The sequence below is a fragment of the Caenibius tardaugens NBRC 16725 genome (assembly GCF_003860345.1).
Taxonomy (GTDB): domain Bacteria; phylum Pseudomonadota; class Alphaproteobacteria; order Sphingomonadales; family Sphingomonadaceae; genus Caenibius; species Caenibius tardaugens.
This window is the reverse complement of the sequence record NZ_CP034179.1, coordinates 2,254,148-2,277,050: the sequence shown is the minus strand read 5'-3', so window position 1 is coordinate 2,277,050 and position 22,903 is coordinate 2,254,148. Positions and strand designations below refer to the sequence as shown.

At 57.0% G+C, this 22,903-nt stretch carries 22 protein-coding genes and 2 pseudogenes; 9 read left to right on the top strand and 15 right to left on the bottom strand.

What is annotated here, in order from left to right:
- The first annotated feature begins 14 nt into the window (after window positions 1–14).
- A pseudogene (locus EGO55_RS10445) lies at window positions 15–1,161 on the top strand (IS3 family transposase).
- 583 nt (window positions 1,162–1,744) lie between these two features.
- Here EGO55_RS10445 and EGO55_RS10435 read toward each other — a convergent pair.
- The 6 genes and pseudogenes from EGO55_RS10435 to EGO55_RS10405 all read right to left on the bottom strand — a co-directional run bounded on the left by EGO55_RS10435 (window position 1,745) and on the right by EGO55_RS10405 (window position 6,687).
- Window positions 1,745–2,437 carry a VIT1/CCC1 transporter family protein gene (locus EGO55_RS10435; RefSeq protein WP_021691706.1) on the bottom strand — a complete coding sequence of 231 codons (693 nt, stop codon included), beginning with the start codon at window positions 2,435–2,437 and terminating at the stop codon, window positions 1,745–1,747.
- On the bottom strand, window positions 2,434–2,697 hold the full coding sequence (locus tag EGO55_RS10430; protein ID WP_210766507.1) for a helix-turn-helix domain-containing protein: 264 nt from the start codon (window positions 2,695–2,697) through the stop codon (window positions 2,434–2,436). The genes EGO55_RS10435 and EGO55_RS10430 overlap by 4 nt, the downstream gene beginning before the upstream one ends.
- 1,033 nt (window positions 2,698–3,730) lie before the next feature.
- Window positions 3,731–4,174: a DUF421 domain-containing protein gene (locus EGO55_RS10420; RefSeq protein WP_021691709.1), complete on the bottom strand. Its 444-nt coding sequence runs from the start codon at window positions 4,172–4,174 to the stop codon at window positions 3,731–3,733.
- Window positions 4,174–4,701 carry a hypothetical protein gene (locus tag EGO55_RS10415; RefSeq protein ID WP_021691710.1) on the bottom strand — a complete coding sequence of 176 codons (528 nt, stop codon included), beginning with the start codon at window positions 4,699–4,701 and terminating at the stop codon, window positions 4,174–4,176. Before EGO55_RS10415 ends, EGO55_RS10420 begins: the two co-directional genes overlap by 1 nt.
- A pseudogene (locus EGO55_RS10410) lies at window positions 4,694–5,543 on the bottom strand (SDR family oxidoreductase). Before EGO55_RS10410 ends, EGO55_RS10415 begins: the two are co-directional and overlap by 8 nt.
- 583 nt (window positions 5,544–6,126) lie before the next feature.
- Entirely contained in the window at window positions 6,127–6,687 is a 561-nt protein-coding gene (locus tag EGO55_RS10405; RefSeq protein ID WP_021691713.1) for a CinA family protein, read from the bottom strand.
- Between the two features lie 457 nt (window positions 6,688–7,144).
- Between EGO55_RS10405 and ku the strand changes: the two genes are divergently transcribed.
- The 3 genes from ku to ligD are packed head-to-tail and all read left to right on the top strand — an operon-like array spanning window position 7,145 to window position 11,038.
- Window positions 7,145–8,023 carry a non-homologous end joining protein Ku gene (gene ku / locus EGO55_RS10400; protein ID WP_021691714.1) on the top strand — a complete coding sequence of 293 codons (879 nt, stop codon included), beginning with the start codon at window positions 7,145–7,147 and terminating at the stop codon, window positions 8,021–8,023.
- 1 nt (window position 8,024) lies between these two features.
- On the top strand, window positions 8,025–8,510 hold the full coding sequence (locus EGO55_RS10395) for an MgtC/SapB family protein (RefSeq protein WP_021691715.1): 486 nt from the start codon (window positions 8,025–8,027) through the stop codon (window positions 8,508–8,510).
- Window positions 8,510–11,038 (top strand): DNA ligase D, encoded by a 2,529-nt coding sequence (gene ligD / locus EGO55_RS10390; protein WP_021691716.1) that lies wholly within the window; start codon window positions 8,510–8,512, stop codon window positions 11,036–11,038. Before EGO55_RS10395 ends, ligD begins: the two co-directional genes overlap by 1 nt.
- 164 nt (window positions 11,039–11,202) lie before the next feature.
- Here the strand turns inward: ligD and EGO55_RS10385 are convergent, their stop codons facing one another.
- Both EGO55_RS10385 and gntA read right to left on the bottom strand, forming a co-directional pair.
- Window positions 11,203–11,787, bottom strand: coding sequence for a DUF1989 domain-containing protein (locus tag EGO55_RS10385; RefSeq protein ID WP_040717341.1), 585 nt, complete (start codon window positions 11,785–11,787; stop codon window positions 11,203–11,205).
- The gene (gene gntA / locus EGO55_RS10380) at window positions 11,784–12,455 is read right to left on the bottom strand and encodes a guanitoxin biosynthesis heme-dependent pre-guanitoxin N-hydroxylase GntA (protein ID WP_235694172.1); all 672 of its coding nucleotides are present in this window, start codon (window positions 12,453–12,455) and stop codon (window positions 11,784–11,786) included. The genes EGO55_RS10385 and gntA overlap by 4 nt, the downstream gene beginning before the upstream one ends.
- Before the next feature lie 329 nt (window positions 12,456–12,784).
- Between gntA and EGO55_RS10375 the strand changes: the two genes are divergently transcribed.
- The 5 genes from EGO55_RS10375 (at window position 12,785) to EGO55_RS10355 (ending at window position 14,522) form a co-directional block, all read left to right on the top strand.
- Entirely contained in the window at window positions 12,785–13,138 is a 354-nt protein-coding gene (locus EGO55_RS10375; RefSeq protein ID WP_021691719.1) for a hypothetical protein, read from the top strand.
- Entirely contained in the window at window positions 13,135–13,344 is a 210-nt protein-coding gene (locus EGO55_RS10370) for a hypothetical protein (RefSeq protein ID WP_021691720.1), read from the top strand. Before EGO55_RS10375 ends, EGO55_RS10370 begins: the two co-directional genes overlap by 4 nt.
- On the top strand, window positions 13,341–13,910 hold the full coding sequence (locus EGO55_RS10365) for a lysozyme family protein (RefSeq protein ID WP_021691721.1): 570 nt from the start codon (window positions 13,341–13,343) through the stop codon (window positions 13,908–13,910). Before EGO55_RS10370 ends, EGO55_RS10365 begins: the two co-directional genes overlap by 4 nt.
- Entirely contained in the window at window positions 13,907–14,167 is a 261-nt protein-coding gene (locus tag EGO55_RS10360) for a hypothetical protein (protein ID WP_124916767.1), read from the top strand. The genes EGO55_RS10365 and EGO55_RS10360 overlap by 4 nt, the downstream gene beginning before the upstream one ends.
- Window positions 14,168–14,237: 70 nt before the next feature.
- Window positions 14,238–14,522, top strand: coding sequence for a hypothetical protein (locus tag EGO55_RS10355; protein ID WP_124916766.1), 285 nt, complete (start codon window positions 14,238–14,240; stop codon window positions 14,520–14,522).
- 1,875 nt (window positions 14,523–16,397) lie between these two features.
- On the opposite strand, the gene EGO55_RS10350 is transcribed toward EGO55_RS10355, so the two are convergent.
- From EGO55_RS10350 to EGO55_RS10320, 7 genes are all read right to left on the bottom strand, one after another.
- The gene (locus EGO55_RS10350; RefSeq protein WP_021691725.1) at window positions 16,398–16,706 is read right to left on the bottom strand and encodes a hypothetical protein; all 309 of its coding nucleotides are present in this window, start codon (window positions 16,704–16,706) and stop codon (window positions 16,398–16,400) included.
- Complete coding sequence (locus EGO55_RS10345; RefSeq protein ID WP_021691726.1) at window positions 16,699–16,950, bottom strand: hypothetical protein; 252 nt, start codon at window positions 16,948–16,950, stop codon at window positions 16,699–16,701. Before EGO55_RS10345 ends, EGO55_RS10350 begins: the two co-directional genes overlap by 8 nt.
- A gap of 1,531 nt (window positions 16,951–18,481) precedes the next feature.
- On the bottom strand, window positions 18,482–19,750 hold the full coding sequence (locus EGO55_RS10340; RefSeq protein WP_021691728.1) for a phytanoyl-CoA dioxygenase family protein: 1,269 nt from the start codon (window positions 19,748–19,750) through the stop codon (window positions 18,482–18,484).
- 149 nt (window positions 19,751–19,899) lie between these two features.
- Window positions 19,900–20,331: a hypothetical protein gene (locus EGO55_RS10335; RefSeq protein WP_021691729.1), complete on the bottom strand. Its 432-nt coding sequence runs from the start codon at window positions 20,329–20,331 to the stop codon at window positions 19,900–19,902.
- 46 nt (window positions 20,332–20,377) lie between these two features.
- On the bottom strand, window positions 20,378–21,220 hold the full coding sequence (locus EGO55_RS10330) for a sugar phosphate isomerase/epimerase family protein (protein WP_021691730.1): 843 nt from the start codon (window positions 21,218–21,220) through the stop codon (window positions 20,378–20,380).
- 1 nt (window position 21,221) lies between these two features.
- Window positions 21,222–21,656, bottom strand: coding sequence for a nuclear transport factor 2 family protein (locus tag EGO55_RS10325; RefSeq protein ID WP_021691731.1), 435 nt, complete (start codon window positions 21,654–21,656; stop codon window positions 21,222–21,224).
- Between the two features lie 171 nt (window positions 21,657–21,827).
- Entirely contained in the window at window positions 21,828–22,880 is a 1,053-nt protein-coding gene (locus EGO55_RS10320; RefSeq protein ID WP_124916765.1) for an AraC family transcriptional regulator, read from the bottom strand.
- Window positions 22,881–22,903 lie beyond the last annotated feature (23 nt).

Genomic DNA, 22,903 nt, shown 5'->3' with positions numbered 1-22,903 from the left:
AGGAGATCGACGAGATGATCAAGCATAGCGAAGAGTTCAAGCAGGAAGCGGTGCGTATCGCGCTGACCAGTGGGTTGCCACGTGACCGGGTTGCATCAGATTTAGGGATAGGGAAATCGACACTGGGGAAGTGGGTGTCGCAGTATCGGCCCAGTGATCTGGTGTCAGCGCCGCAGGCAGATCTGGCGCGTGAGAATGAACGCCTTCGCCTGGAGAACCGCGTGCTCCGGGAGGAGAGGGAAGTATTAAAAAAGGCCACGCAGTTCTTCGCGAGCCAAAGGCCGTGAAGTTCGCTTTTGTGCATAGCTGGCGGCACCGATGGCCCGTTGAACTGCTCTGCCGTGTCATGCTTGTCAGTGAGCGTGGTTATCGTTCCTGGCGCTCGCGGCCGATCAGCCATCGGGAGCGGACAGACATGAAGGTGCTGGCTCATATCCGGGAACAGTACAGGCTGAGCCTTGGCAGCTACGGCCGCCCGAGGATGACGATGGAGTTGAAGGAGGTTGGGCTCGATGTTGGCGAGCGCCGGGTCGGGCGGCTGATGACCCGAAGGGCGGCGTAGCCAACATCAACGGGATCAGGCCAGTCCGCACACGCAAACACAAGGTTACGACCGACAGCCACCATCGCCTGGGTGTCGCGGCGAACTGGTTGGACGGTGACTTCGCCGCCGATGCGCCCAACCATAAGTGGGCGGGAGACATCACCTATATCTGGACCTCAGAAGGCTGGCTCTATCTTGCCATCATCCTCGACCTGCATAGTCGGCGCGTCGTGGGCTGGGCGGTCAGTGACAGGATGAAGAAGGATCTGGCAATCAGGGCGCTGGATATGGCAGTGCGCCTACGTCAGCCTCCAGAAGGCTGCCTTTTCCATTCGGATCGCGGCAGCCAATATTGTTCTTACGACTATCAGAAAAAGCTGCGGGCCTATGGCCTGCGTCCATCAATGAGCGGCAAGGGTAATTGTTACGACAACGCCTCCGTCGAGACGTTCTTTAAATCCATGAAGGCGGAGCTCATCTGGCGGCGGAGCTGGCCAACGCGGCGTCACGCCGAAGCGGCCATCTTCCAGTACATAAATGGCTTCTACAACACCCGACGCCGACATTCATATCTGGGCGGCATCAGCCCGCTCGCGTTTGAAGCCAAGGTGGCATAATGAGATAGGTGACCGGCGCAAAACCGTTACAAGTCCACCTTGCTCTTTCAGCAGCAGGAAAAGCCAAGGAACTTGGTAATGCACTGGCGCGTAACGAAACGGTTGCCTGCGGCTAGCGAGAATGGCCGAAGGCACATCATCATCCAGATGGAGAAGGGCGAGGAAAACAATTTCATTTTGGAGTCTAGCCCGGCGGTGACCCGCCTACCTGACGGCGCCTTTCGTATCGACGAGACGGGCGAAATCATCCGAACCGCTGGCTTGATCGTGGTCTCGCCCGCCGCCTCGGCCCCAGCCATTATTAGTTGGCACACACTGCCGCATAATGACTGCCTCGTCCCGCCTCTTCACGCGTGGCACGCGAGAAAGCGAGACAGCCCATAATGGCGGTTCTCGGGGGCAGCGTCTAACCCGAGCATTATCAGGATGCGGCACTCTGCGATTATCTCTTTGATTAATCCGAATGGCAGTTTCCGTCGCGAGCGGACGTTCGCGAGCGCGGCGCTGAGCGACCGTTTCTGGTCGGATAAGGACTGTCCGGTTTTGGCTTGCCAACGCATCATGGCGGCCGTTCCACGCGCTATTACACACTCGTACCCACCAGATTGCCGATCGCGGCCGTAAGCCCCATCGCCAGCGCCCCCCAGAAGACCACGCGCGACACCGGGCGGAGCGGCTTGGCTCCGCCGGTTTTGGCACCCACCGCTCCTAATAGGGCGAGGAACAGGATCGAGCCCACGGCCTGCCCCGGCACCACCAACCCCATCGGCAGCAGCGCCGCCAGCGCAAGCGGCAGGGCGGCCCCGGCGGTGAAGGTGCCAGCAGAGGTGAAGGCAGCCAGCACCGGGCGCGCCTCGGTCATTGCGGTGATGTGCAATTCGTCGCGCGCATGGCTGCCCAGCGCATCGAAGGCGGTCATTTGCTGGGCTACCTTCCGGGCGGTTTCCGGATCGACGCCGCGGCTTTCGTAAATTGCCGACAGTTCGGCCAGCTCGACGTCGGGCGCGCCGGCCAGTTCCAGTTTCTCCCGCGCCATGTCCGATTGCTCGGTATCCGATTGCGAGCTGACCGAGACGTATTCGCCCGCCGCCATCGACATCGCTCCTGCCACCAGCCCTGCCACACCGGCCACAAGGATTGCCGGGCGGTCCGCGCCCGATGCCGCCACTCCCAGGATCAGGCTCGCTGTGGACACAATGCCATCGTTCGCCCCCAGCACGGCGGCGCGCAGCCAGCCAATGCGAGATACCAGGTGCTGTTCGGTATGCGGTCTCACGCGTCGTTCTCCCCCTCCCGTCTGGCCGCCCGGAGCAGCGAAGTATCAATCAGTTCTTCCACGAACAGTGCCAGCAGCGCGGTGTGCGATGTGACGCCGGCCTTAGCATAGATACGCGCCAGTTGCGCCCGTACCGTTCCCGCCGCCGTGGCGCGCAGGGCGGCAATCTCGGCCACGTCGCAGCCCTTCAGCGCAAACAGCGCCACGTCGGCCTCCGCCGGGGTCAGCTGCCATTGAACGAACCGGATCTGGACCATCAATCCCAAGCGCTTCAATTCGCCGATATTCTAACTTCTCCGGTGGACTACCATGATGGGGCAGGTCAACTCCACTATTAGCCTTGCCCATTGCCGCCGAAGCGGCATTTCATATACCGCACCATTTTGAATTAAAAGGGTTAATTTCACAACTGCGCCGAGATGCTAATTGGCATCCGCCAAAACAGGCTGTGGCATAAGACGGGTCCAGCGTTTACGCCACAGCCGAGTTTTCGGTCGCTTAGTGTGTGGACAGTTCGCCTTGCGACTTGCTGTCGAATTGAATGTTACTACAAGTTCGTGCGTTTTCGATGACGAAAAAACTGCCCCACCGAAGCGGTTCTTTTAAGTGTTCCGGTTGACAATTAGCGCTCGTTCATTCGCACCGATTCAAGATGCCCCTTAATGTTTTTTGAGCAAGCTCTCCGCTTGGACGGCAGGACATTCCGTTTTACGGTTAAGCCGCAAACCAATTGAACGGCAATCGCCGAACATTTGCAGGCCTTAGGTATTCAACCCGAGCACAGTATCACCTACCATCAAAATCACCAACATAAGCAGTGTAATCACAAGAGCGATAATAAAGCTTCGGAGTATCGACATGTTCCTTCTCGTTCTCGTTGGTGGTGGCCATGCACAGGCATGAAGTGGCTTCCACTGCGGAGGATAGATCAATCGGCTGGGGTAATTTTCCCTCTAATGCCTCCCTATCTAAGGGGCATCACCGTTATCAAGCGCTCAAGATTTCCCATAGGCCGAGCCTTGAGCTTCTGAACCGCGCCAGCTTTGTATCGCCGTCCCATAGTTCGGCAACTCTACCTGGTTTGTCGTAGATTGCAGGGCTGAGCGCCCCCGAGGAATCTGCAGCATCGAATTCGATGCGTCGCGCTTGACCCAATCCATCGCGGAAGAAAATGAGTGAGTAGGTTCGCATGTAGTCTCCCTCCTTCACCCGTCTCCATAAACTATATCACAATGCGGCGCGTTCCCGAAACAACCCACCGTTCGTATCGAGCGTCTGAACGCAACAGCCCATTCAATTATCCTTCTTGATAAAGCTGATCTTGCCCTGCGGCTCGAGAATCGCCCAGGCAACATCTGCCAGCCGCGCGATACCCGCCAGGCGCATCTCCGATTCGACTTCCGCCAGGGTGATACGATCACGACGCAGATTATCTCGGATCAGTTCGCCTTCGCAAATTATGACGCGGGGTTCCCCATCGAGTAGCTTTTCCGCCTTGGGCGATAGGTAGGTCAGCCAACTCAGCACCAACCCTAGGAAGGCAAACGTCGACACCGCGAGTATCGCCCCTGTCAGACTAAAATCGTTGTGTGTCACGCCCTGCTGAATAAGATCCCCCATCACGATCATCACGACCAGTTCGAAGGGTGTCAGTTGACCAAGCTCGCGCTTTCCCAGCAAACGCAGCAAAACATAGAGAAAGGTGAACATCACCGTAGCGCGAATGACTATGTCCATTACGGATACACTCTTAGCTGGGCTTCGTGAGCGGTGATCAGCTGCGTCCGGTCGCTGATCTTGATTTTCCCGTGCGTGCTTCCCACGAGCGAGGGGTTGACCTGACCATCATATTTGATGAGCACTTTCTGTCCCGGATCGAGCGGTCCGTAGCCTAGCTGAAAACTGGATGGTCCCGGCTTTTCCGTGATGGGCGAAGGTATCATCGAATTGATGGTAATATTGCGCCAGTAAGTCGAAGGCATATCAATCGTCAGATCGACGATTGCCTTTTTTGCTTCCACTTCGATTGTGGTTTCAAAGAACTCCCCGTTGCGGATATTTTCGGGATAGGTGAATGTTATGCGGGCCACGCGGGTATCATGCATACAAACTCTGTTGGCATAGCCACCGAACAGGCCTGTCGCGGCCAGAAGAACGATAGTTGCCAGTGTCGCAAGCGAGGCCACACTGGCATGGCGATGCCAGCTACGCGCCTCTATATTTCGCCGGTCCAGTCCATCGGGTAGGTTGGCAGCGCTATCCATTAACGATGGTGCCGCCATTCGGATGAAGCACCTGACCCGACATATAGCTTGAATCCGCACAGGCCAGAAACAGGAAGCTGGGAGCGACCTCGTTGGGCTGCCCCGGTCGTTTCATTGGCGTGTTCTTGCCGAATGATTTCATCTTTTCTTTGGTTGCGCCCCCCATCGGATTGAGCGGTGTCCATATCGGCCCGGGCGCCACCGCATTGACACGGATTCCCTTGCCGACGAGGTTTTCGGATAAGGAACGGGTGAATGCGGTGATCGCGCCCTTGCTGCTGGAATAGTCCAGCAGTTCACTAGACCCTTTGTAATTCACCACTGGTGCAGTTGATGATGGCGCTCCCCTTTTTCAGATGCGGGCGCGCGGCCTGCGAAAGATAGAACATACTGAAAATATTGGTCTGAAAAGTCCGCTGCAATTGCTTGTCGGTGATGTCCTCAATCTCGGGGTCCGGATGCTGTTCCCCGGCGTTGTTGACGAGGATGTCCAGTCGCCCCAGCGATTTCACAGTTTTTTTAATGGCCTGTTCGCAGAACTTGGGATCTCCGACATCGCCGGCGAGAACGAGGGATTTACGGCCTTCCGCAGCCACTATCTCCGCAGTTTTGGCAGCATCATCGTGTTCGCACAGATAGATAATGGCGATGTCGGCCCCCTCGCGCGCGAACAGAGCCGCAACGGCACGGCCGATCCCGCTATCGGCGCCAGTAATCAGCGCCACTTTGCCTGCCAGCCGGCCCGAACCGGAATAGTGCGGCTCCCAATCAGGTTTGGGTTCGAGCTTGCTTTCGTGCCCGGGAAGGCCATCCTCCTTCACACGTCCAACCCGTGCCACCATGTCGCATTTTCCTCATACCCGCGTCGATGGAAGCGGGACTGGCATGACCAGTGCGGCCTTGGCCCGTCACCGGACCAGCCAGCGCTTGTACAAGTAACGGGAATGCACGGTTTGGGTTTGCGCGCTTGCGAAAAATTGAGATCAGGCGCCCCGGATGCGCGATGAATTCCGCATCCCCCCAGTTGATCGATATTTGTCCGTGACCGACTTCGACTTTGAGACCTGCAGCCGTTTCGATATCGCTTAATCTGTTGATATTCAGTTGAACGTTTGCTCCCGCCTGACTCCATCGCGTCAGGAGCCACCTATGCAGAGACACTTTCTGTGCATCAGGCGTTTAGGCTCATGACGTACAGCAAACGAGACGAATAATCCCGCTGTCACCGAAGTCCGTAGCTTCAGTGAATCGCTCACACGCCATCGTGATTTGCACACAGTACTTTCGCTCTGGTGTATCCATTGCCTTTGCGAAACTGACAAGGCCGCGATGAATACCCTGAGGTGTGAGCAACACAGGGAAGTCAAGTTCCCTGGTCTCCCGGCTTCTGGAAGAATCCTATCTGGCGGTTCCGGAACCATGAGATCACTCTGCTAACGCGTAACTAATCGCAAGGTGATCTGCACCTTGCCGCAACATAGCAACGGCGACACGCAAGGTCGCAATTCGGGTTGTCCCCCGGCCGATATCCCCGAAATGGCAGAGCTGATGATGAACGGTGCCATCACTCATTGCGCAGGCCAAATGCACCAAACCCGCCTCTTCCGATGGGCTTCCCTTGCCGGTGAAGCCGGTGATGGCGATGGCGAGCGAGGCCTCGGACCGCTGCAAGGCCCCCCGTGCCATCGCGCACACTATAGGTTCGCTGACAGCGCCATAATCAAAGATCAAATCAGGTGAGATCCCGAGAAGATCACATTTAGATGCGTCACTATAGGTCACAAAGCCACGATCAAAGACATGGCTTACCCCTTCGATGTCGGTCAGCAACGAAGCCAGCATGCCACCCGTGCAGCTCTCCGCCGTCGCGATCTTTAGGCCCGCGCGCACTGCAACTTTCAGCACCATGATCGCGTCGCAGATTAGATCAGCGGGCAGCGCGGGCTCCAACGTCTCCGCTTCCTTATGGTTACTGGAGAAGTCCATGTGACCAAAACGTCTTCCACATCCCTGCAGTTCCCAATCTTACGCGACAAATTGAATTTCTAGTGCGACTTGCAGTCTTGAGATGAACGATCGCGGTTTGGGATCGATCTCAGTTCAGGGAGCAATGCGATGCCCCAGCGGAGCGGCAGCCGCGCTATCCCGTTTCAGGATGACTGACGTATAATATTGCCATCATCCCCGCCGCCCACAGCAGAGTAGTTCAAGCCGTGGCCGCCCTCTTTGCGCGCAAAGGTGCGGATATGCGATCATCTCTCTGTTTCAAAACGATGATACGAAGGAAACAAATCGGATCCTAGAAGCTGAGACGCGACGTGCGATTGTCCACTAAGTCAGATCCAGCTTACCAATGGCGTAATTATCGTGTGAACGTACGATCTCGTGGCGACGGCATGGAACCAATGACTGCGCTATCCGCTTCCTACGCAGGAGATTGCGAATGGCAGCACGAGCATATTGGCAGGGTCAAATACGTCTAGCGTTGGTTTCCATCCCGGTGGAGGTTTATCCGGCGACGAAATCCGGCGCGGCGATCAGTTTTCACCAGGTCCACGAACCGAGTGGCAAGCGCATCCGCTATGAAAAGGTCGCGCCCGGCGTTGGCCCCGTCGATCGCGACGAAATTGTCAAAGGCTATGAGGTCGAGAAGGGCGAATATGTCCTATTGGAACAGGATGAGATAGAAGCGGTCAAGATCGAGAGCCGCAAGACGCTGGAACTGGTGCAGTTCGTTGACGCCAGCGAGATCGATGTTCTCTATTATGAGAAGCCCTATTTCATGGTTCCCGCTGATGATCTGGCGGAAGAAGCCTATATCGTTCTTCGTGATGCGTTGCGTCAGACCAAAAAGGTCGGCCTCGGCCAGTTGTCGGTTCGTGGCCGCGAACAGCTGGTGTCGATCAAGCCATGCGGGCGTGGACTGGTGATGGAGGTGTTGCGCTATGCCGACGAGGTCAACAAGGCACAGAGCTATTTCCGCGACATTGCCGATGCGAAGCCTCAGCCCGAGTTGCTGGACCTTGCAACAACGCTTATCGACAAGAAGACCGCTCCGTTCAAACCGGCCGAATTTCATGATCGCTATGTGGAAGCGCTGCATCGCCTGATCGAGAAGAAACGCAAGGCAAAAGGCAACCGGCGCATTCTCGAGGACCCTGACGAGGGTCGTCCTGCCGCCGGCAGCAATGTGATCGATCTGATGGCCGCTCTACGCAAATCGGTGGGCGGAGGTGCTCCTGCAAAGGCATCCACAAAATCACCCGCAAAGAAAACCACCACAAAAAAGACTGCCTCTACCCGCAACCGGAAGGCCGGATGAGATGGAGCTAAACCCCGATACACCGCTCCACTGGATCGACATGACGATCCTGATGCGCCTTGGGACGGCGGCAATACTGGGCTTGCTGCTTGGTCTCGATCGGGAGCTCAAGGGTCATGACGCCGGCCTTCGGACTCATGGCCTGATCTGCTTCAGCGCTGCTGTGATGACAGTCTGTTCGATTGCACTCTATCATCAGCTCGATACCGACGGCTCGCGCATGGACCCTCTACGCATCTTCGAGGGTGCTGGCGCTTTCGTCGGCATCATCGCCGCAGGATTGATCGTAGTAAGCAAGGGTACGGTGCACAACCTTACCACGGCCGCCCACATCTGGCTGGCGACCGTTATCGGTATTGCTTGCGGCGCCGGGCAATGGCCGCTGGTTTTGGTCGCGGCCATTGTCGCGGTCGTGATGATGTCCGGTCTCGCGCTGTTCGAACGCCGGTGGCTGAGCCGCTTCGGCCAGGACCGGGAGCAGGGATAATGGCCAGCGCCGATCCGCTTTCGCGCTACAACGAGAAGCGGGATTTCACGCGTACATCCGAACCCGCAGGCAAGACCGGGCGCAGCACGGATGGCAACCTTTTCATCGTTCAAAAGCATGGCGCCACGCGCCTTCATTGGGATTTTCGTCTGGAGGCAGACGGCGTGCTCAAGAGTTGGGCCATCACGAAAGGCCCAAGCACCGACCCCGACGACAAGCGCCTCGCGGTGCGTACCGAGGATCACCCGCTCTCTTACGCGCGGTTCGAAGGGACAATACCCAAGGGCGAATATGGCGGCGGCACCGTCATGCTCTGGGATCAGGGCACATGGGAACCCGTGGAGGGCAAGAGTGCGAAGGATATCGAGAAAGGCCATCTCCACTTCCGCCTCCATGGCGAGCGCATGAAAGGCGAATGGTTGCTGGTGCGGATGCGCCCGCGCCCCGGCGAAAAACGCGAGAACTGGCTGCTTCGTAAAATCGCTGATGCCTATGCCAGCAATTCCGCAGATCTGGTCGAGCAGGGTCTCACCAGCGTGCTGACGGGGCGGTCGATGGCGCAGATCGCGGCGGATAAAGCGGGAACGCACCCCCTGCAAAACAAGAAAGGCAAGGATTTCGACGCGGCCATGAAGAAGGCGGCGCGCCACAATGCCGGCCTGCGCCCTAAAACAGCCCGCACCAGAAAAGATGCATCCTCCGCACTACCGACATTCCAGCCGGTTCAGCTTGCCACGCTGGTCGATACCATACCCACCGGCAATGGCTGGATGCATGAAATCAAGTTCGACGGCTATCGCGCGCTGGTGGCCGCCAGCAGCAGCAAGGTGCGCATCTACACACGTTCAAGCCTCGACTGGACGGACAAGTTCGAACCGCTTGCCCAACAGATAGCGGCGCTCGACCTGCCCCCCTGCCTGATCGACGGCGAGATCGTCGCTTACGACAGTCAAGGCAATCCCGATTTCTCCGCCCTTCAGAACGTGCTGAAACGCGGCCACGGCCAGCAACAGGAAAAAGACCACCTGGCTTTTCACGCTTTCGATCTGCTGCTGCAGGATGGGCTGGACCTCAAACCCCTTCCCGCCATCGAACGCAAGGAACGGCTCGAAGCCCTGCTTGCAGACAGCCGCCCGCCTGTTCATGTTGCAGACCATGTAATCGGCGCAGGAGAAAAGCTGTTCTCCGCCATGTGCGTGGCCGGGCAGGAGGGGATCATCGCCAAGCGCGTGGATGCACCCTATCGGGGAGAGCGCACCCGCAACTGGGTCAAGGTCAAATGCACCCGGCGTCAGGAATTCGTCATCATCGGTTGGACGACGAGCGGTACGCGCGGCCGGGCGTTCAAATCGTTGCTGCTGGCCCAGCGTGAAGGCGATGTGCTCGTGTACAAGGGCAAAGTCGGGACGGGTTTCAACAGCGCGACGATGGACGATCTTGCCAACCGGATAGCAACGCTGACCCGCAAGACGGCCCCGGCCCCTGTGCCCCGCGCCGAGGCGCGGGGTGCGCACTGGGTGACGCCGAAACTGGTCGCCGAGGTCGCCTTCGCCGAATTCACCGCCGAGGGCCGCGTGCGCCACGGCAGCTTCATCGCGCTGCGCACCGACAAGACCGCACAGGAAGTCAAGCCGGAACGGGCGCTTGCCGCCCCCCAAGAGACGGCCGCGATCAGGATCACCCATCCCGACCGCGTGATTTTCCCGGAAACCGGCGAAACCAAAGGTGATCTCGCCACCTATTATGAGAGCATCGCACCGCTGATGTTACCTTTTGCAGCCCATCGACCGATCAGCCTGGTACGTTGCCCGCAAGGCCGTGCACGCAAATGTTTTTTCCAGAAACATGACAGCGGATCGTTCGGCCCGCATGTGAGCCATGTACCGATTGCCGAGAAGCATGGTGGCGTTGAAGATTATCTCTACGTCACCGACACGGCGGGCCTTCTGGCCTGTGTCCAGATGGGCACGATTGAGTTCCACGGCTGGTGCGCGAGTACCGCAGATGTTGAGCATCCCGATCGCATGATCTTCGATCTTGATCCCGACGAAGGACTGGATTTCGCAGAGGTGAAGCGGGCGGCACGCCAAATCCGTCAGCATCTCGCCGATCTTGGCCTTGTCAGCTTCGCGATGCTCTCGGGCGGCAAAGGTGTACATGTAGTGCTCCCGCTTACGCCCGGGCACGACTGGGCCGTGCACAAGGATTTCGCGAAGCGCTTCGCCGAGGCGCTTAGCATCGCCGAGCCGGAACGTTTCACCGCGACAATGAGCAAGGCCAAACGCAAGGGCCGCATCTTCATCGACTGGCTTCGTAACCAGCGCGGCGGCACTGCTATTCTGCCCTACTCCGCCCGCGCTCGGACGGGGGCCCCCATCGCGGTGCCGGTTGGGTGGGATGAACTGAAGGACATCGAAACGGCGAACAGCTTCAGCATTAGGGACGCGGCCGACCTGCTGGAACGGTCTCGCAGCAAGCCCTTGAGAGGCTGGGGTTTCGCGGCCCAAAGCTTGCCCGAAACAATATAAGCGCGGCGCGTATAAACTTCGCGGCAAAGCGCCCGATCAGCCTCGTCCCCTATCCTCAAGTTTGGGCGAAGAAATGCTTCGATGGCGATGCTCGAGGACCGGGTAAAAGAGCTGAGCTACGACTGGTCACTAGTACGAATGAGTAAGCATCCGAGCTAGCTCGATCATAGCACTTCATAGGCGATAGGCTTGAATGTGCCGCCATTGGAAGCGTATGCGGAGCATGCTGTAAGCCCGACGATCAAATCCATCTTTGCTTCAAGCTCAATATGATCCCCGGCTCGCGTGGGAGGAGGAAGCACTTGCAGGCGCCCTGTTTCGCTATCGACAGGTACGTTCATGAACAGATTGAACGCGGTCGGGATTGCATCGGGAGCAATGCCGAATGGCCCCAGGGCTTCGGCCAAGTTGCCGAAACACCCCCGATGCACTGTGGCATCAGGATAGAAATGTCTGAATGTTGCTTCGCTACACGGAGTGAGCAGGAAATCGTGGCAACCGGCGCTATCGGAGGCGATTTCCAGCATAGGGTTCGACCTGTTCGACCAGAGCGTGTTCCCCACGGTGAGTTTGATGCTTTCCTCGTAATCGAAGGTTCTTCCGTTGGAGATCACTTCTCTGACGTCGGCCGAACTGAAGGCGAGAAGATCGCTGACTTGTTGCCCCTCCACATCGACCACGCGAAGCCTTTGGCCTCGCGCAAGACGGAATGCTGTCCCGCTCCTGGGCTCGATCACATCCATCGTCATTGCGCGCGCGGATCGTGGAAAGGACAGCGCCAGTCGGCGCTGACCTGCCGGCCGCTATACTGGCGAGCCTCGCTTGCCCGTCCATGCTCCGCCAACATGGGGTTGGGATCGCCCGCGAGTTTTACGTCGCGTTCAATGATCGCCTTGCGCATGCGCTCGTAGCGTCCTTCTTCGCGTAAGCGCTCGAACTGATCGTGCAGATTGAACACCAGGGTCGGATTTTGGAACCGGCGCGCTGGGCGCGATGCGTTGGGGTGAAGGCCAACTACGAAAAAAGCTTCCTGCCCGAAACTCAAGGAAAAATGTGGGTCGCTTGGATCGGGACTGACCCGGTGATCGTAAGGCTGTCCGAGCCAGTGATCTTTATCGGCCAGAGATTGAAGTCGCTGCCACATTGCGGCTTCAAACGCACGCTCATCGAGATCGAGGGGCTGCTCAAAGATAATCGCTAAACTGCGAAATCCTGATGGATCACGTCGATACTCCTGAGCCCATTCCAACAAAGCGCGATGAATGTGCACATCGTCCCAGGCGCTGGCGATGTTGTGGCCCTCCAGCACCTTGAGCGTGCCTCGCGCCAAGGCGGACTTGGCCCCCACACAAGGGAAATGGGGTTCATCGATCTTATCGAAAAATTGCTGCCTCAGACCTTCGGGGTCTCTCACCAACAGGTTCTTGCGAAAACTCCCCACTTCGTACCACCATGCTTTCCAATGATGGTCCTTAAACCCACCTCCGGACGAGGGGTTCCCCGTCACAGCGAGGCAGGCAACCAGGAGCAAAGTCGAATTTGCGAGCATCATGATGGTCACTGCTGCCATTTTTTGAGGGTGAAGGAGCGCCCCATAAATGTCTGGATAGTTCAGTCGGCAGAATTGCAGCGGTCGCTTGAATGCGTTGGATGGGGTGATCTCGCCCAAACACTCGGCATCGCAATCGAGGCAGCAGAAGATTTCGACACGCTCGATGCCATCGATATCGAAACGGGGTGGTCGGAATGATCGGGCTCGCGCTCTATATCGTGCTATCCGCGCTCGTTGCCTTCTGGTTGCGTCACAAGCTGCCGATCTTCCAACGGGCGAACGACTGGAACTGGCAGGCATGGGTGTTGCTCGACATCATCGCCGCGTTCCTGATCTTCTGGCCGCTCTATCTGGTCGGTGTGATCGATGACCGCCCGCGCAACGGCCTGACGGTATCGGGATACTGCGGGCGCAATGCCCTGATGGGCAAGCGCTGGGCACGGATCGCATCGGCGGTGATCGATCGCCTGTTTCTTATCCTGACCAGCCAGCGCGACCATTGCGTCAAGGCTTACACCCGCTGGTCCGATCCACTGGGGGCCAAATGACCGACCGCACACTGACCGACGCTGATGTTCAGGCCATCGTCGACAAGCTCAAATCTGAACTGGTTGCCGATTTCTACGGCGATCTTGGCCGGGGTGTCTGGGCGTTCTGCAAGAAGGCCCTGATCGGTCTGATACTCGTTCTCGCTGTTTACGGGATGGCGAGCAGCAAGGTTCCCTTCATCAACGTGACAGAGGTGAAGCCATGACAACGCTTTCCGATATTCAGCGCCATGTGGGCGTTGCCGCAGATGGCAAATGGGGGCCAGTGACCGCCGCGGCAATTGCCAAGGCGCTCGGGGTCAAACAGCCGGACAATGCGATCCCTGACGATTACTGGCCGATGCTGTCGAAGATCGAAAGCAATGACCGCCCGTACATCAAAGCATCTACGTCCAGTGCGTCGGGCCTATATCAGTTCATTCGCAGCACATGGCGCGCGGAAGGCGGCCAGTGGGGCACTGATATGTCCCAGGCATTCGGCGGGCTGAAACCTCCTGTCGAAGAACAGCTTGCCCGTGCCAAGACCTTCACAGCCAAGAATGCCGCCATTCTCAGCGCCAAGGGCATCCCGATCAACAGAGCATCGCTCTATGCGGCGCACTTCTTTGGCGCGGGTATGGCGGCAAAGATCATTGGGTCTGATGTCGGCGAGCGTGCGGACCTGATCGCGGGCGAAGCGGCGACGAAGGCGAACCCGTCGATCCTGCGCGGCAAGACCGTCGGCCAGTTCCTGTCGTGGCTGCATGGCAAGACCGGGGAATGGGCGCGATGACCGACCCGCTTCCCGAGAGCAACTTCATCTGGCGGCGCTGGTTCAGCTATGTCCTCGCCTGCGCCCTCATGGGCTTTGTGGGCTGGATCATTGCCCTGCTCAATACACCGAAGGAACTGGCGAACCTCGGCTTCTGGCTGCTGGTCCTGCTGTGGTGGGTTGTGACCTATCACATGATCGCGCCGTCAGCAGAGCAGATCGCGCGGATCATCCAGTCAGCGCGGATTGCGATCAGAGGCAAGGATGAGGGGGAATAGGTGTTGAGACAGACCCCGCTATCCTTGGGGGTGGTAGTGGTGCCTGCCCCAACGCAATGGGAACTATGACGTGATTGGACTACTATCAAGAGTGTTAACCCTGCCTCGCTGGGTTCATCTGATCTTTGGCCTGATTGTCCTATTTCTGGCCACTTTCACCCTGCACAAGTGCGCCGTCTCTCGCGCCCATGACGAAGGCGCAACCTTTGGCGCCACAAGGCAGCGCGAGGCCAATCTGACCGAAACCGTAAAGAACGTGGAGAAAGCCAATGCGGCTGCCGAAACTGTCGTGCGCGATGCTGATGCTGCTCGCGCTGAGTGCCTGCGCAACGCCCGCAACCCCGCCAATTGCTGACAGCGCCTGCCTGTCATTCAAGCGAATCAGCTACGCCATTCCGCCTGTTCAGCCGGACGGATCACGGAACGTGGCGAAGGATGACGGTAACCAACTCGATACGCCAGAGACCGTCTCAGAGGCCCAGCAGCATAATGCCCGGTACGATGCGGTATGTTAGTTTGGCTAGCTAATATGGTGAACGAATCGAAATTCTATATTAGAACGCACGATATTATCGGGGCGGATCAACTATGTCTGACTACAAATCTAGTGGAATCCGCGTGAAGCGTGCCCATATTCAAAAAAATTCTTCATCGGATTCAAAGGGTTTACTTAGCGCTGAAGAATGCGCTGCCCGTGTAGTGGATAATCTAAGCCCAACCGATATGCCTGGCACTCTCTGGGATTCGTTCAGGGATGGCGAAAAGGTGGATGGTTCGGGAGGCTAGTTGGCGCCTGCTCCACATGGTAGCGCGGCGATTTTGCGGGTCTTAAATGTGTGTTGAGTTGCTGCGGCAACTATGCCCATGGGAGTGGAGTCCCTCGCTACCGCAGCGGCAAGAGTGTAACATAACATCGCGCCAAGAGGGAAGTTGCTTCGACGACCTCCACTGAGGGTGACGTCCTCGCCGTCGAAGCGAGCCTTGTTAACCCCGCACTATCTTGAAATAAAGTGGAAAAATGAGAGCGCCCCGCTGCTGGGCGCCGATGCCCTAGCCTGGGGCTTTTCCTGCCCGTGGCTGCGGCAGTGTCAGGAGGGGGCGACTACCGCCGCAGCCTTGCGATGAATACGCTCGTTAACCATAGTGAACAAGTACTGCGGCGGCCCGCACAAGCAGTGAAGCGGTGGAGCGCAAACCGTCGCAGCCGTAACTACATACCGGCTTGAAGATGTAATGAGAAGGTTTCGGCGACACTCCACTATGAACCATGGCTCATTGCCGCCGAAGCGGCAATTCATAGATCGCAGTGTCATGAATTAAAAGGGTTAATTTCGGAGTGCACGTCGAGAAGTGCGTTGACCGCTGCCAAAACAGGCTGTGGCATAAGACGGGTCCAACCATCACGCCACAGCCAAGTTTTCTGGGTCGCTTCATGCGTGGACAGTTCGTCGAACGACTCATTGCCCGCGCAGTTTTTAGTCGAATTTTCTGGGCTTTGACAGGATTTTGTAATTGCCCTGCACGGCAGAGAATTTCTGATAGACCTGAGTTATCCTCGGCATAACTATAGATCTGGCGAATGCGCTGGATCAGGCGAACGCCAAGCTGCTCAGGTGGGGGATTGGGCGAGGGGGATGCGGAAATAAAAAGGCAATTCTTGTGGTAAAAAAGCGCAACCGAATTTGGGTATTTCCGAAATTTGATTAAACAAATATCTGTGTTATAAGAGTTTACGGTTTATCTTTTAAAAGAGGGAAAATTGTTAAACTTCATTGCCACTTTCTTTTTATTGGTTTCTTCTGTTCTGATAGTTGTAACTTCCATACGTTACGTGAAGCCGCAGCCGGAGGTCGGAATTCGTTCGGGGTCTGTGGCGATATCTGCATATGCAGCAGCATTTTTATTGCTAACGGTAGCTGGGGTGTTGATGTTCAGGGGTTAAACAACCCCTGAGACAACGGGGTCAGCTTCAGCATGAGCAGGGAAGGGCGGTCTTCAGGCCGTCCCTTTCCTCTCGATGATGGCAAAAAAGGCCCCGCCGAAGCGGGGCAGTAGGTATTCGGGATACTAATGCGGAACGGGCGGTACCACGTTCCGACGTAAAGATGCATTATAAATACCAGTTATGCAAGTTTCACCAATCCGCGCACACCACGATAGCCATCCCCAGCAACGCCAGTACGGCAAGACCTGAGAGTAGCTGGCGTGTGGGGCCGGTCATTGGGGTGGCTCATGCGCCATAGAAGCGATCGCGCTCGATAGGGTCTCGACCATCAACAGGAACCCGCAGCCCGCCCACCCTGAAATATGAACCGTAGCCATTTTTATACCGCTCACCAGCCCAAGAGCGAAGGCCAAAGAGAACAGTGTTTCGGTGCGGCCACTTCTTGGCACCACCGCGTCCACGGATGGCCTTGAGGCGGTAAGCGCCCTTTATGCCGCCGTAGATGTTCCCAGCTATCTGGTAGAGCATCCAAAGAACCAAGCTGCCAATTACGGCTACCGTGATGAAGCCCACGATTTGCAGAAAGTCACTCATCACCAGTTCCTTTCAGATGGTCGCCCCGCTCGATAATGTCGGCATATCCACCGAGCATTTCACAGTTCTTGATAACAACCTTCTGCGCGATGTAACTCCCGTAGGTTTCCATGGCTAACCATCGCCTCGCCCTTTTTCGCAGCCACGCCACCACAGCCGCCCTTTCCTTCTCTGCTTCGGTCATTGGGCTGCGCTCTGAAAAAGTGGTCAGCAAATGGTCCGCAGTACTTTGTTTGTTCGCCATTGAATCACCCTTCGTTCTTGCGTTGATTAACGCAATTCCGCCGTTTCAATGGCTTTCCCCTCGTTTACACCGAGAGGGTCTACCAATCCGCAGGTGAACAGCCGACAGGTCAGACTCTTCGATCGAGCAGCGTTACGACCGCTATGTCGGCGGGATTCACCGCACCGAGCATCCGCGAGATTGGCGCGGTGCACTTTGGTTCACCCGGAAAGCGATTCAAACCTACAGCAGTTAGGCCTACGCCGGTTGACAAGGCCACCGGAACGATCCGCACATTGTTGCGCGATCAGGGAATTGTGGCGATGCACTAACGAGGTTGTAATTTGGTCGCGATGAAACTGCCCCACCCCATGCCCGAGCCCAAAGCAATCGCTGCTTTTCTCCCCGCCGATCATCCATGGATGGCGTTTGCCTTGAGCGTGATCTGGATGCTCCGCCCAGCCTTGACCCATTTTGCGGCGCTGGGGGTCTCTGCCTTAGTCTGGTAGTGAACGGTCCGCCCTGTCAGGCCTTCACATGGGCCTCCTTGCGCTTCAACTGGGGCTCGATGACTTTCCACGGTGTAGGGATGCAGCAATTCCCAAGGTGCGCTCATCACGACGACTTGAGCGTAGGACCGCTTTCAGGGTGCAGCATTCTGCCGCCGAATGGCGGATATGTTGGCGAGACTTGCGTATCCCGCGCTCCACGCTCACACGACAGCAATCCGACGATCACTGCCCAAACCAGTCCTAATTCATGCCAAGAAACATGCTGCGAGGTGTAAACAGTCCAACTTCTTCATTACCAACGCCTTTCGGAGGCATCCGGAGAATCCTTCGATGTGATTGCTGGCGGCTCCTGCTGTCGGGCTGGGGTGAGGATGACAAACGAATCAGGGGCGCACACTTTGGCGCGTGCGGGACCGAACAGATAAGGACCTATTGTGGTAACCGTCGCTAATACAACGGCGCAGGTACGCAAGCATGAGTGCATGCCAGATCTGCGTTTCGGCCAGCAGACCACAGGCTGAGATTATCCGCCGCTAAATCATCGAATTCGTGTTCCGCGTCACCGGCGTCCAGATAAAGGGCAAACACATGTTGATCGATCGGGGCGATAGCGAGGATGACAGGCCCTCGGAGCGACCGACGATCTTTTTTCCTCGATACCAAGTATCACGCCGCGAACAAACACGGCCATTTCTACTTAACGATGGCCACCCCAAGGCTGAATGGGCGAAAGTCAATTCCATGCTGTAGGGCTGCACAAAGGTCGCGTGCTGGGCGCGTATGGCAGCCGGGTTATGATCGAGGACGCGGCGACGGGCGGCGACGACCAATTCAACATGGGCGATCTGCGGCGGGGCAAGGCGCCCGCTGTTGTTTTGAATCTCTCATCTGTGCCAGTTCGTCGACGATACCCAGAGCGCCTCCTGGGTTATGCTAAGCGAGCCGTGCGTTACGAAGAGCATAACATTCTTCGCAGCGCACGGCTTCACTCAATCGGAAAATTTGGATAAGCCGCATTGGTTGACAGAAAATCGCGTGAGCTATCGCGCCTCGACCAATGCCGCCATGTCGGCAGGGCTGGGCATGCTTTGGTCACCCGAAATGCCCGGGATCACCTGATCAACGGAGCCAAACGGATCGAAGATATCCAGCGCCATGGGATTAACGAAACGGGTGTAGATCGTCCGTCGCCGGTTGCGACCTTGAGCGGTGTTGGCCGCATGCAGGATGCACCCGAGATGCACCGTCGCGTCGCCAGGTTGGGTGTCAAATGCAGCAATCGGCAAATTGCGCGCCTGTTCCGGTGATATATTGAGGTGACAGCCACGGCTCGCGCTTCCTGCGAGGAAGTAAAGCTTTGAGCTATCAGCATTTGCCGCGTCAACCTGGATACCGACGTGGACACGGGGGCAGGTCACCGGGCATCCGCCCAGGCCGCAATCCTGATGCCATCCCAGAACCCCGAATGAGTCCGAATCACCAGAAAACTCACGCGTGATTGCGTGGGTGCCACAGTCGCGGTCTTCTGATGGCACGACATGTTCACCTGCCAACCCTGTCAGGAACCGCACCATGGCATGGTTATCAAGATCCTTCATCAACCGCGACTTGAGGGTCAGATAGTGCAGGTCGAAGACCGTCTTACGGCCCTGATCGTCGGTTCCCCAGCGCGAGAACACTTCGCCTTCGACGGCGGCCCCACGAACCTGATCGAGCTCTTCGGATATGCGGCCCATTTCCTCTTTGGAAAAGGCTGAACGGATATGCAGATAGCCGGTTGTGTGCAGGAAATGTGCCATATGCGCGGGATCGTCATTCGGCAGGAACGAGCGGTGAATATCCAGTTTTGCCCCATCGAGATCACGCAGATCGAGCGTGGCCGGGTTATAGATCGGCGTACCGCTGTACAGGCAGCGCAAGGCAGGTTCCCATGAATCCCACATTGCGAACTTGCCGCGTAGGAAACGCACCGCTTCCGCATAAAGCAAACCATAGTTGGTGCGCATTTCGTAATAATAGTTGTCCCAGTTATCGGATGACAGTTCGATAACCAGTCCGGCGTCTTCTGTGATGCCCCGCACAATGCGGACACGGCCGCTCTCGGCGACATAAGTATAGGCATCGCCTTCCAGCGTCTTGAATGCGATCGGTGCGGCGTTGGCAACATCCCAGGCAATCTGATCGCTTACGCCCCGGCGCAAACGCTGCGGCAGAATGATCTCGTGCATGGCTCTGAACCCACCGATAGGCAGGCCGAGTTGCCGCGCCGATGCTACATTCACATCCCGCTTTATCAGCTCGTGCTTCATGTTTCTCTCCTGTAATAAAATTGCCGAAACTCAGGCACACGCCCTTGCGCAGATCGCTGATTTTCAGTCGGTCCATCTTACATGCGCAGAATATGCTTCTTGCCGACCGGCAAAAGTGTGCAATTTGTCTGACCAGAGGACATTTCAGGTCAACTTGCCGGGACGGGGATCATTTCATCCCACAAGGGGCCGGTTAGCGTTCGAAAGAGTGCTTCGTCGGAATACATGCGTTCGCCTGCGAGCCCCTGTTCGCCAAACACAAGAATGGCCATAATGCGGTGCCAGGAGGGTTCAGTGTCGCCGATCAGCCGGATGGCGATATCGTATTCCTGTACCACGCCTTGCGCACCAACGGATTCACTGATCAACTTCCAGCCCGCCATACGGGGCTGAACATCGTCAATAAAATGGCGATAGAGACGGCGAGTGTTTTCCATTCCCGAGAACATCTTGCCGACGGGATAATAAGCGTAGGTGGGCTCACCTTCCATGGTCGCCATGATGGCATCGAGATCCTTGGCGCTTTCTGTTTGCGCATGCCTGTTGGCCACGCCAAGCAATTCGAGAAAACTCGCTTTCATTGTTGTATCTCCTGAAGGTCATTGCCGGGTGGCGGGAGCGATGGTGCTACTGCCCGATCGTTTGAAGTGCTGAAAAAGCCCGTGCGGCGATCGCTGCGGGTGTCATCGAACGGGTTTCATCGTTCATGACTTCTATGCCGAGAGGAGCCCAGCAGCCGCCTCGCCGGATTTGCCGCAGAATAGCCGCAAGATCGAAATCGCCTTCTCCCGGCCACAGGCGATTGGCCGCGTCCGTGAAGGGATCGCTGCTGCGGGTGGCTCGCCCATCGCAAAACTGGGTGGCGAAAATCTTCTCTGGTGCAATCTGGCTCAGGCTTTCGAGCCCTCCGCTGCGCATGAGATGAAGTGTGTCGAGCACCAATCCGCCATTGGGTCTGTTCGCCAGACGCACGACGTCAGACGCTGTCACCGGGTCCGGCACGGGCCCCCAAGACAGAAATTCCAGATGAACCAGCAGGCAGAAATCCGCAGCACGGTCGCATAACCGGGCGAAGGCTTCGGCCATTTCATCCCGTGGAACAGTGCCCATGAACGGGTCGACCGCCGTAATCGAACGCGCGCCCAGTGCCCCCGCCATATCAAAAAATTCGCTTTGCGAATGACCGAAGAAGGGATTGTCCAGACCGTATCCTGCCCCCTGTTCCCGGGGTAGCGGACGCAGCCAATCGACAACCCCATCCAATTCTGCCACGCGGATTGCGTTGTCGGCAAGCAACGTCCGGATATCGGGATCCGACATCCCGGCGGAACGGGCAGCTTTGTAGTCACCGCCCGACAGCGAGATGGCGCTGAACCCAGCAGAACTGGCTGCTTCGACGAACGCGCGCAGCGGCCCAAACCCCATGGTCGCCGTACAAAGAACGGTATCGCCTGGTCCCAGATCCGTCATCTCAAATCTCTAACGGTTGGAACAGCGACCATACAGGATTTGGGAACATCAGACGAAAAAGCCGTTCGTCGCCGTAGAGACGCTCACCGGTGAAGCGGCCGTTTTCCACCGGCTGAACTGCAATCATGCGGAAATACTCGGGCGCGTCATCGTCTGCACCGTGCGTCATGCGCAGTTCGAGGCAGACAGCGCTGTCGGATACGAATGTATCGATAATATCGCCGCTGATCGCGTGTCCGGCGCTTGCGAGGAATTGCTTGTAATACTGTAGGACATCGGCGTGGCCGGATAATTGCAACCCTGCCGGATGCAATTCGAACACTGGTTCATCAACCAGAACCGCCATCGTGGCATCCAGATCACCACTGCTCACCGCTGCAAAACGCTGCATCGACAACGCAAGCAATTTATCCTTAGAATAGACTGTCTTTCCCATTCTGCGTCATGGTCCTCTCGAATTCGGTCCGTACCGATCTCGTGCAGGATCCAGTACGCGCATGATGTCGGATCAAGGTGCATCACACAGGCGTATCATGCAGGGCCGGTTACGACTGAGCGAGAGTGCTATTTGCCCGATATGGGGACATTTTGGGTCAAACGCCCCACCCTATTCCTTTTTCTTTGCTCGAAGGGAGTTTTCGCGAAACTCTGACGGCAGGATACCGGTCCATTTGATAAAGGCTCTGCGGAAACTGCGGACATCTGCAAATCCTAGACGGCGGGCAATTTCAACCATGCCCAATGTCCCTTCACGCAGCATTACCCGGGCCAGTTCCTGCTGACATTCGGCTTTGACGGCAAGAAATGATGTATGTTCCTGACGCAAACGGCGTGACAGCGTGGACAGGCTGATGTCGAAATGACGGGCAGCCCCGGCGCTATCCGGCAATAACGTTTCTTTAAGCCCGCATTCGGACAGCCATGAGCGAACGCGCGCTGACATTGGCGTAAGACCGCGTGCAAATACGAGCGGATCATATGCGATAAGGTCGATGTTACCCGCCAGATCGCGGTGAGAGCGCTGCACCTTGCGCGCGAGATTGGAGGCATCGAAAACCAGACGGGTAACCGGTTCATGATAATGCACCGTTACACCCAATGTGGTCAAAGACGGGTCGCCTCCGGACGGTTGCGGGCAGGCCAGATCTACGGCCACAAGATCCAACGGGGATGCTGTCAGCCAGGAAAGAATGTTATAATAAAACAATAAGGTGGCGGAAATCAGCGAGGGCGTCGCATGCGCGACCATAGGCTGGAGGTCGAGACAGAAGAACGCTTTCTTGCCGGAAGTGCCGGTAGCAATCGAATAGCCACGTTCCTGCAGAAGATCGTTGAAATCCTTTGCCAGCTGGCATGCGTCTTCCAGCGTTTCTGCAGTAACGATATAGGACAGGAAGGCTTCCAATGCTTTCTGGCGATTGGCGCTGCTTGAAATGTGATGACATTCGCTCTGCTCGAGCGAACGAGTGCAAACGCTATAATAACGAACAAATTCTGCACGTTCGAGAGCAATTACCTCCCCGCGGGAAACAGCGTGCAAACGCGCAATGTCATTCCGGGACACCTCAGGGCGACCGGTCAATCCGTCCTTTGTCATCAGGTCGTTCAACATTGGCACCAGCAGATTGCTAGGCATCATGACCGTTTCAAGCGACTTCATTTCAATGGTATCCAATCATGGGC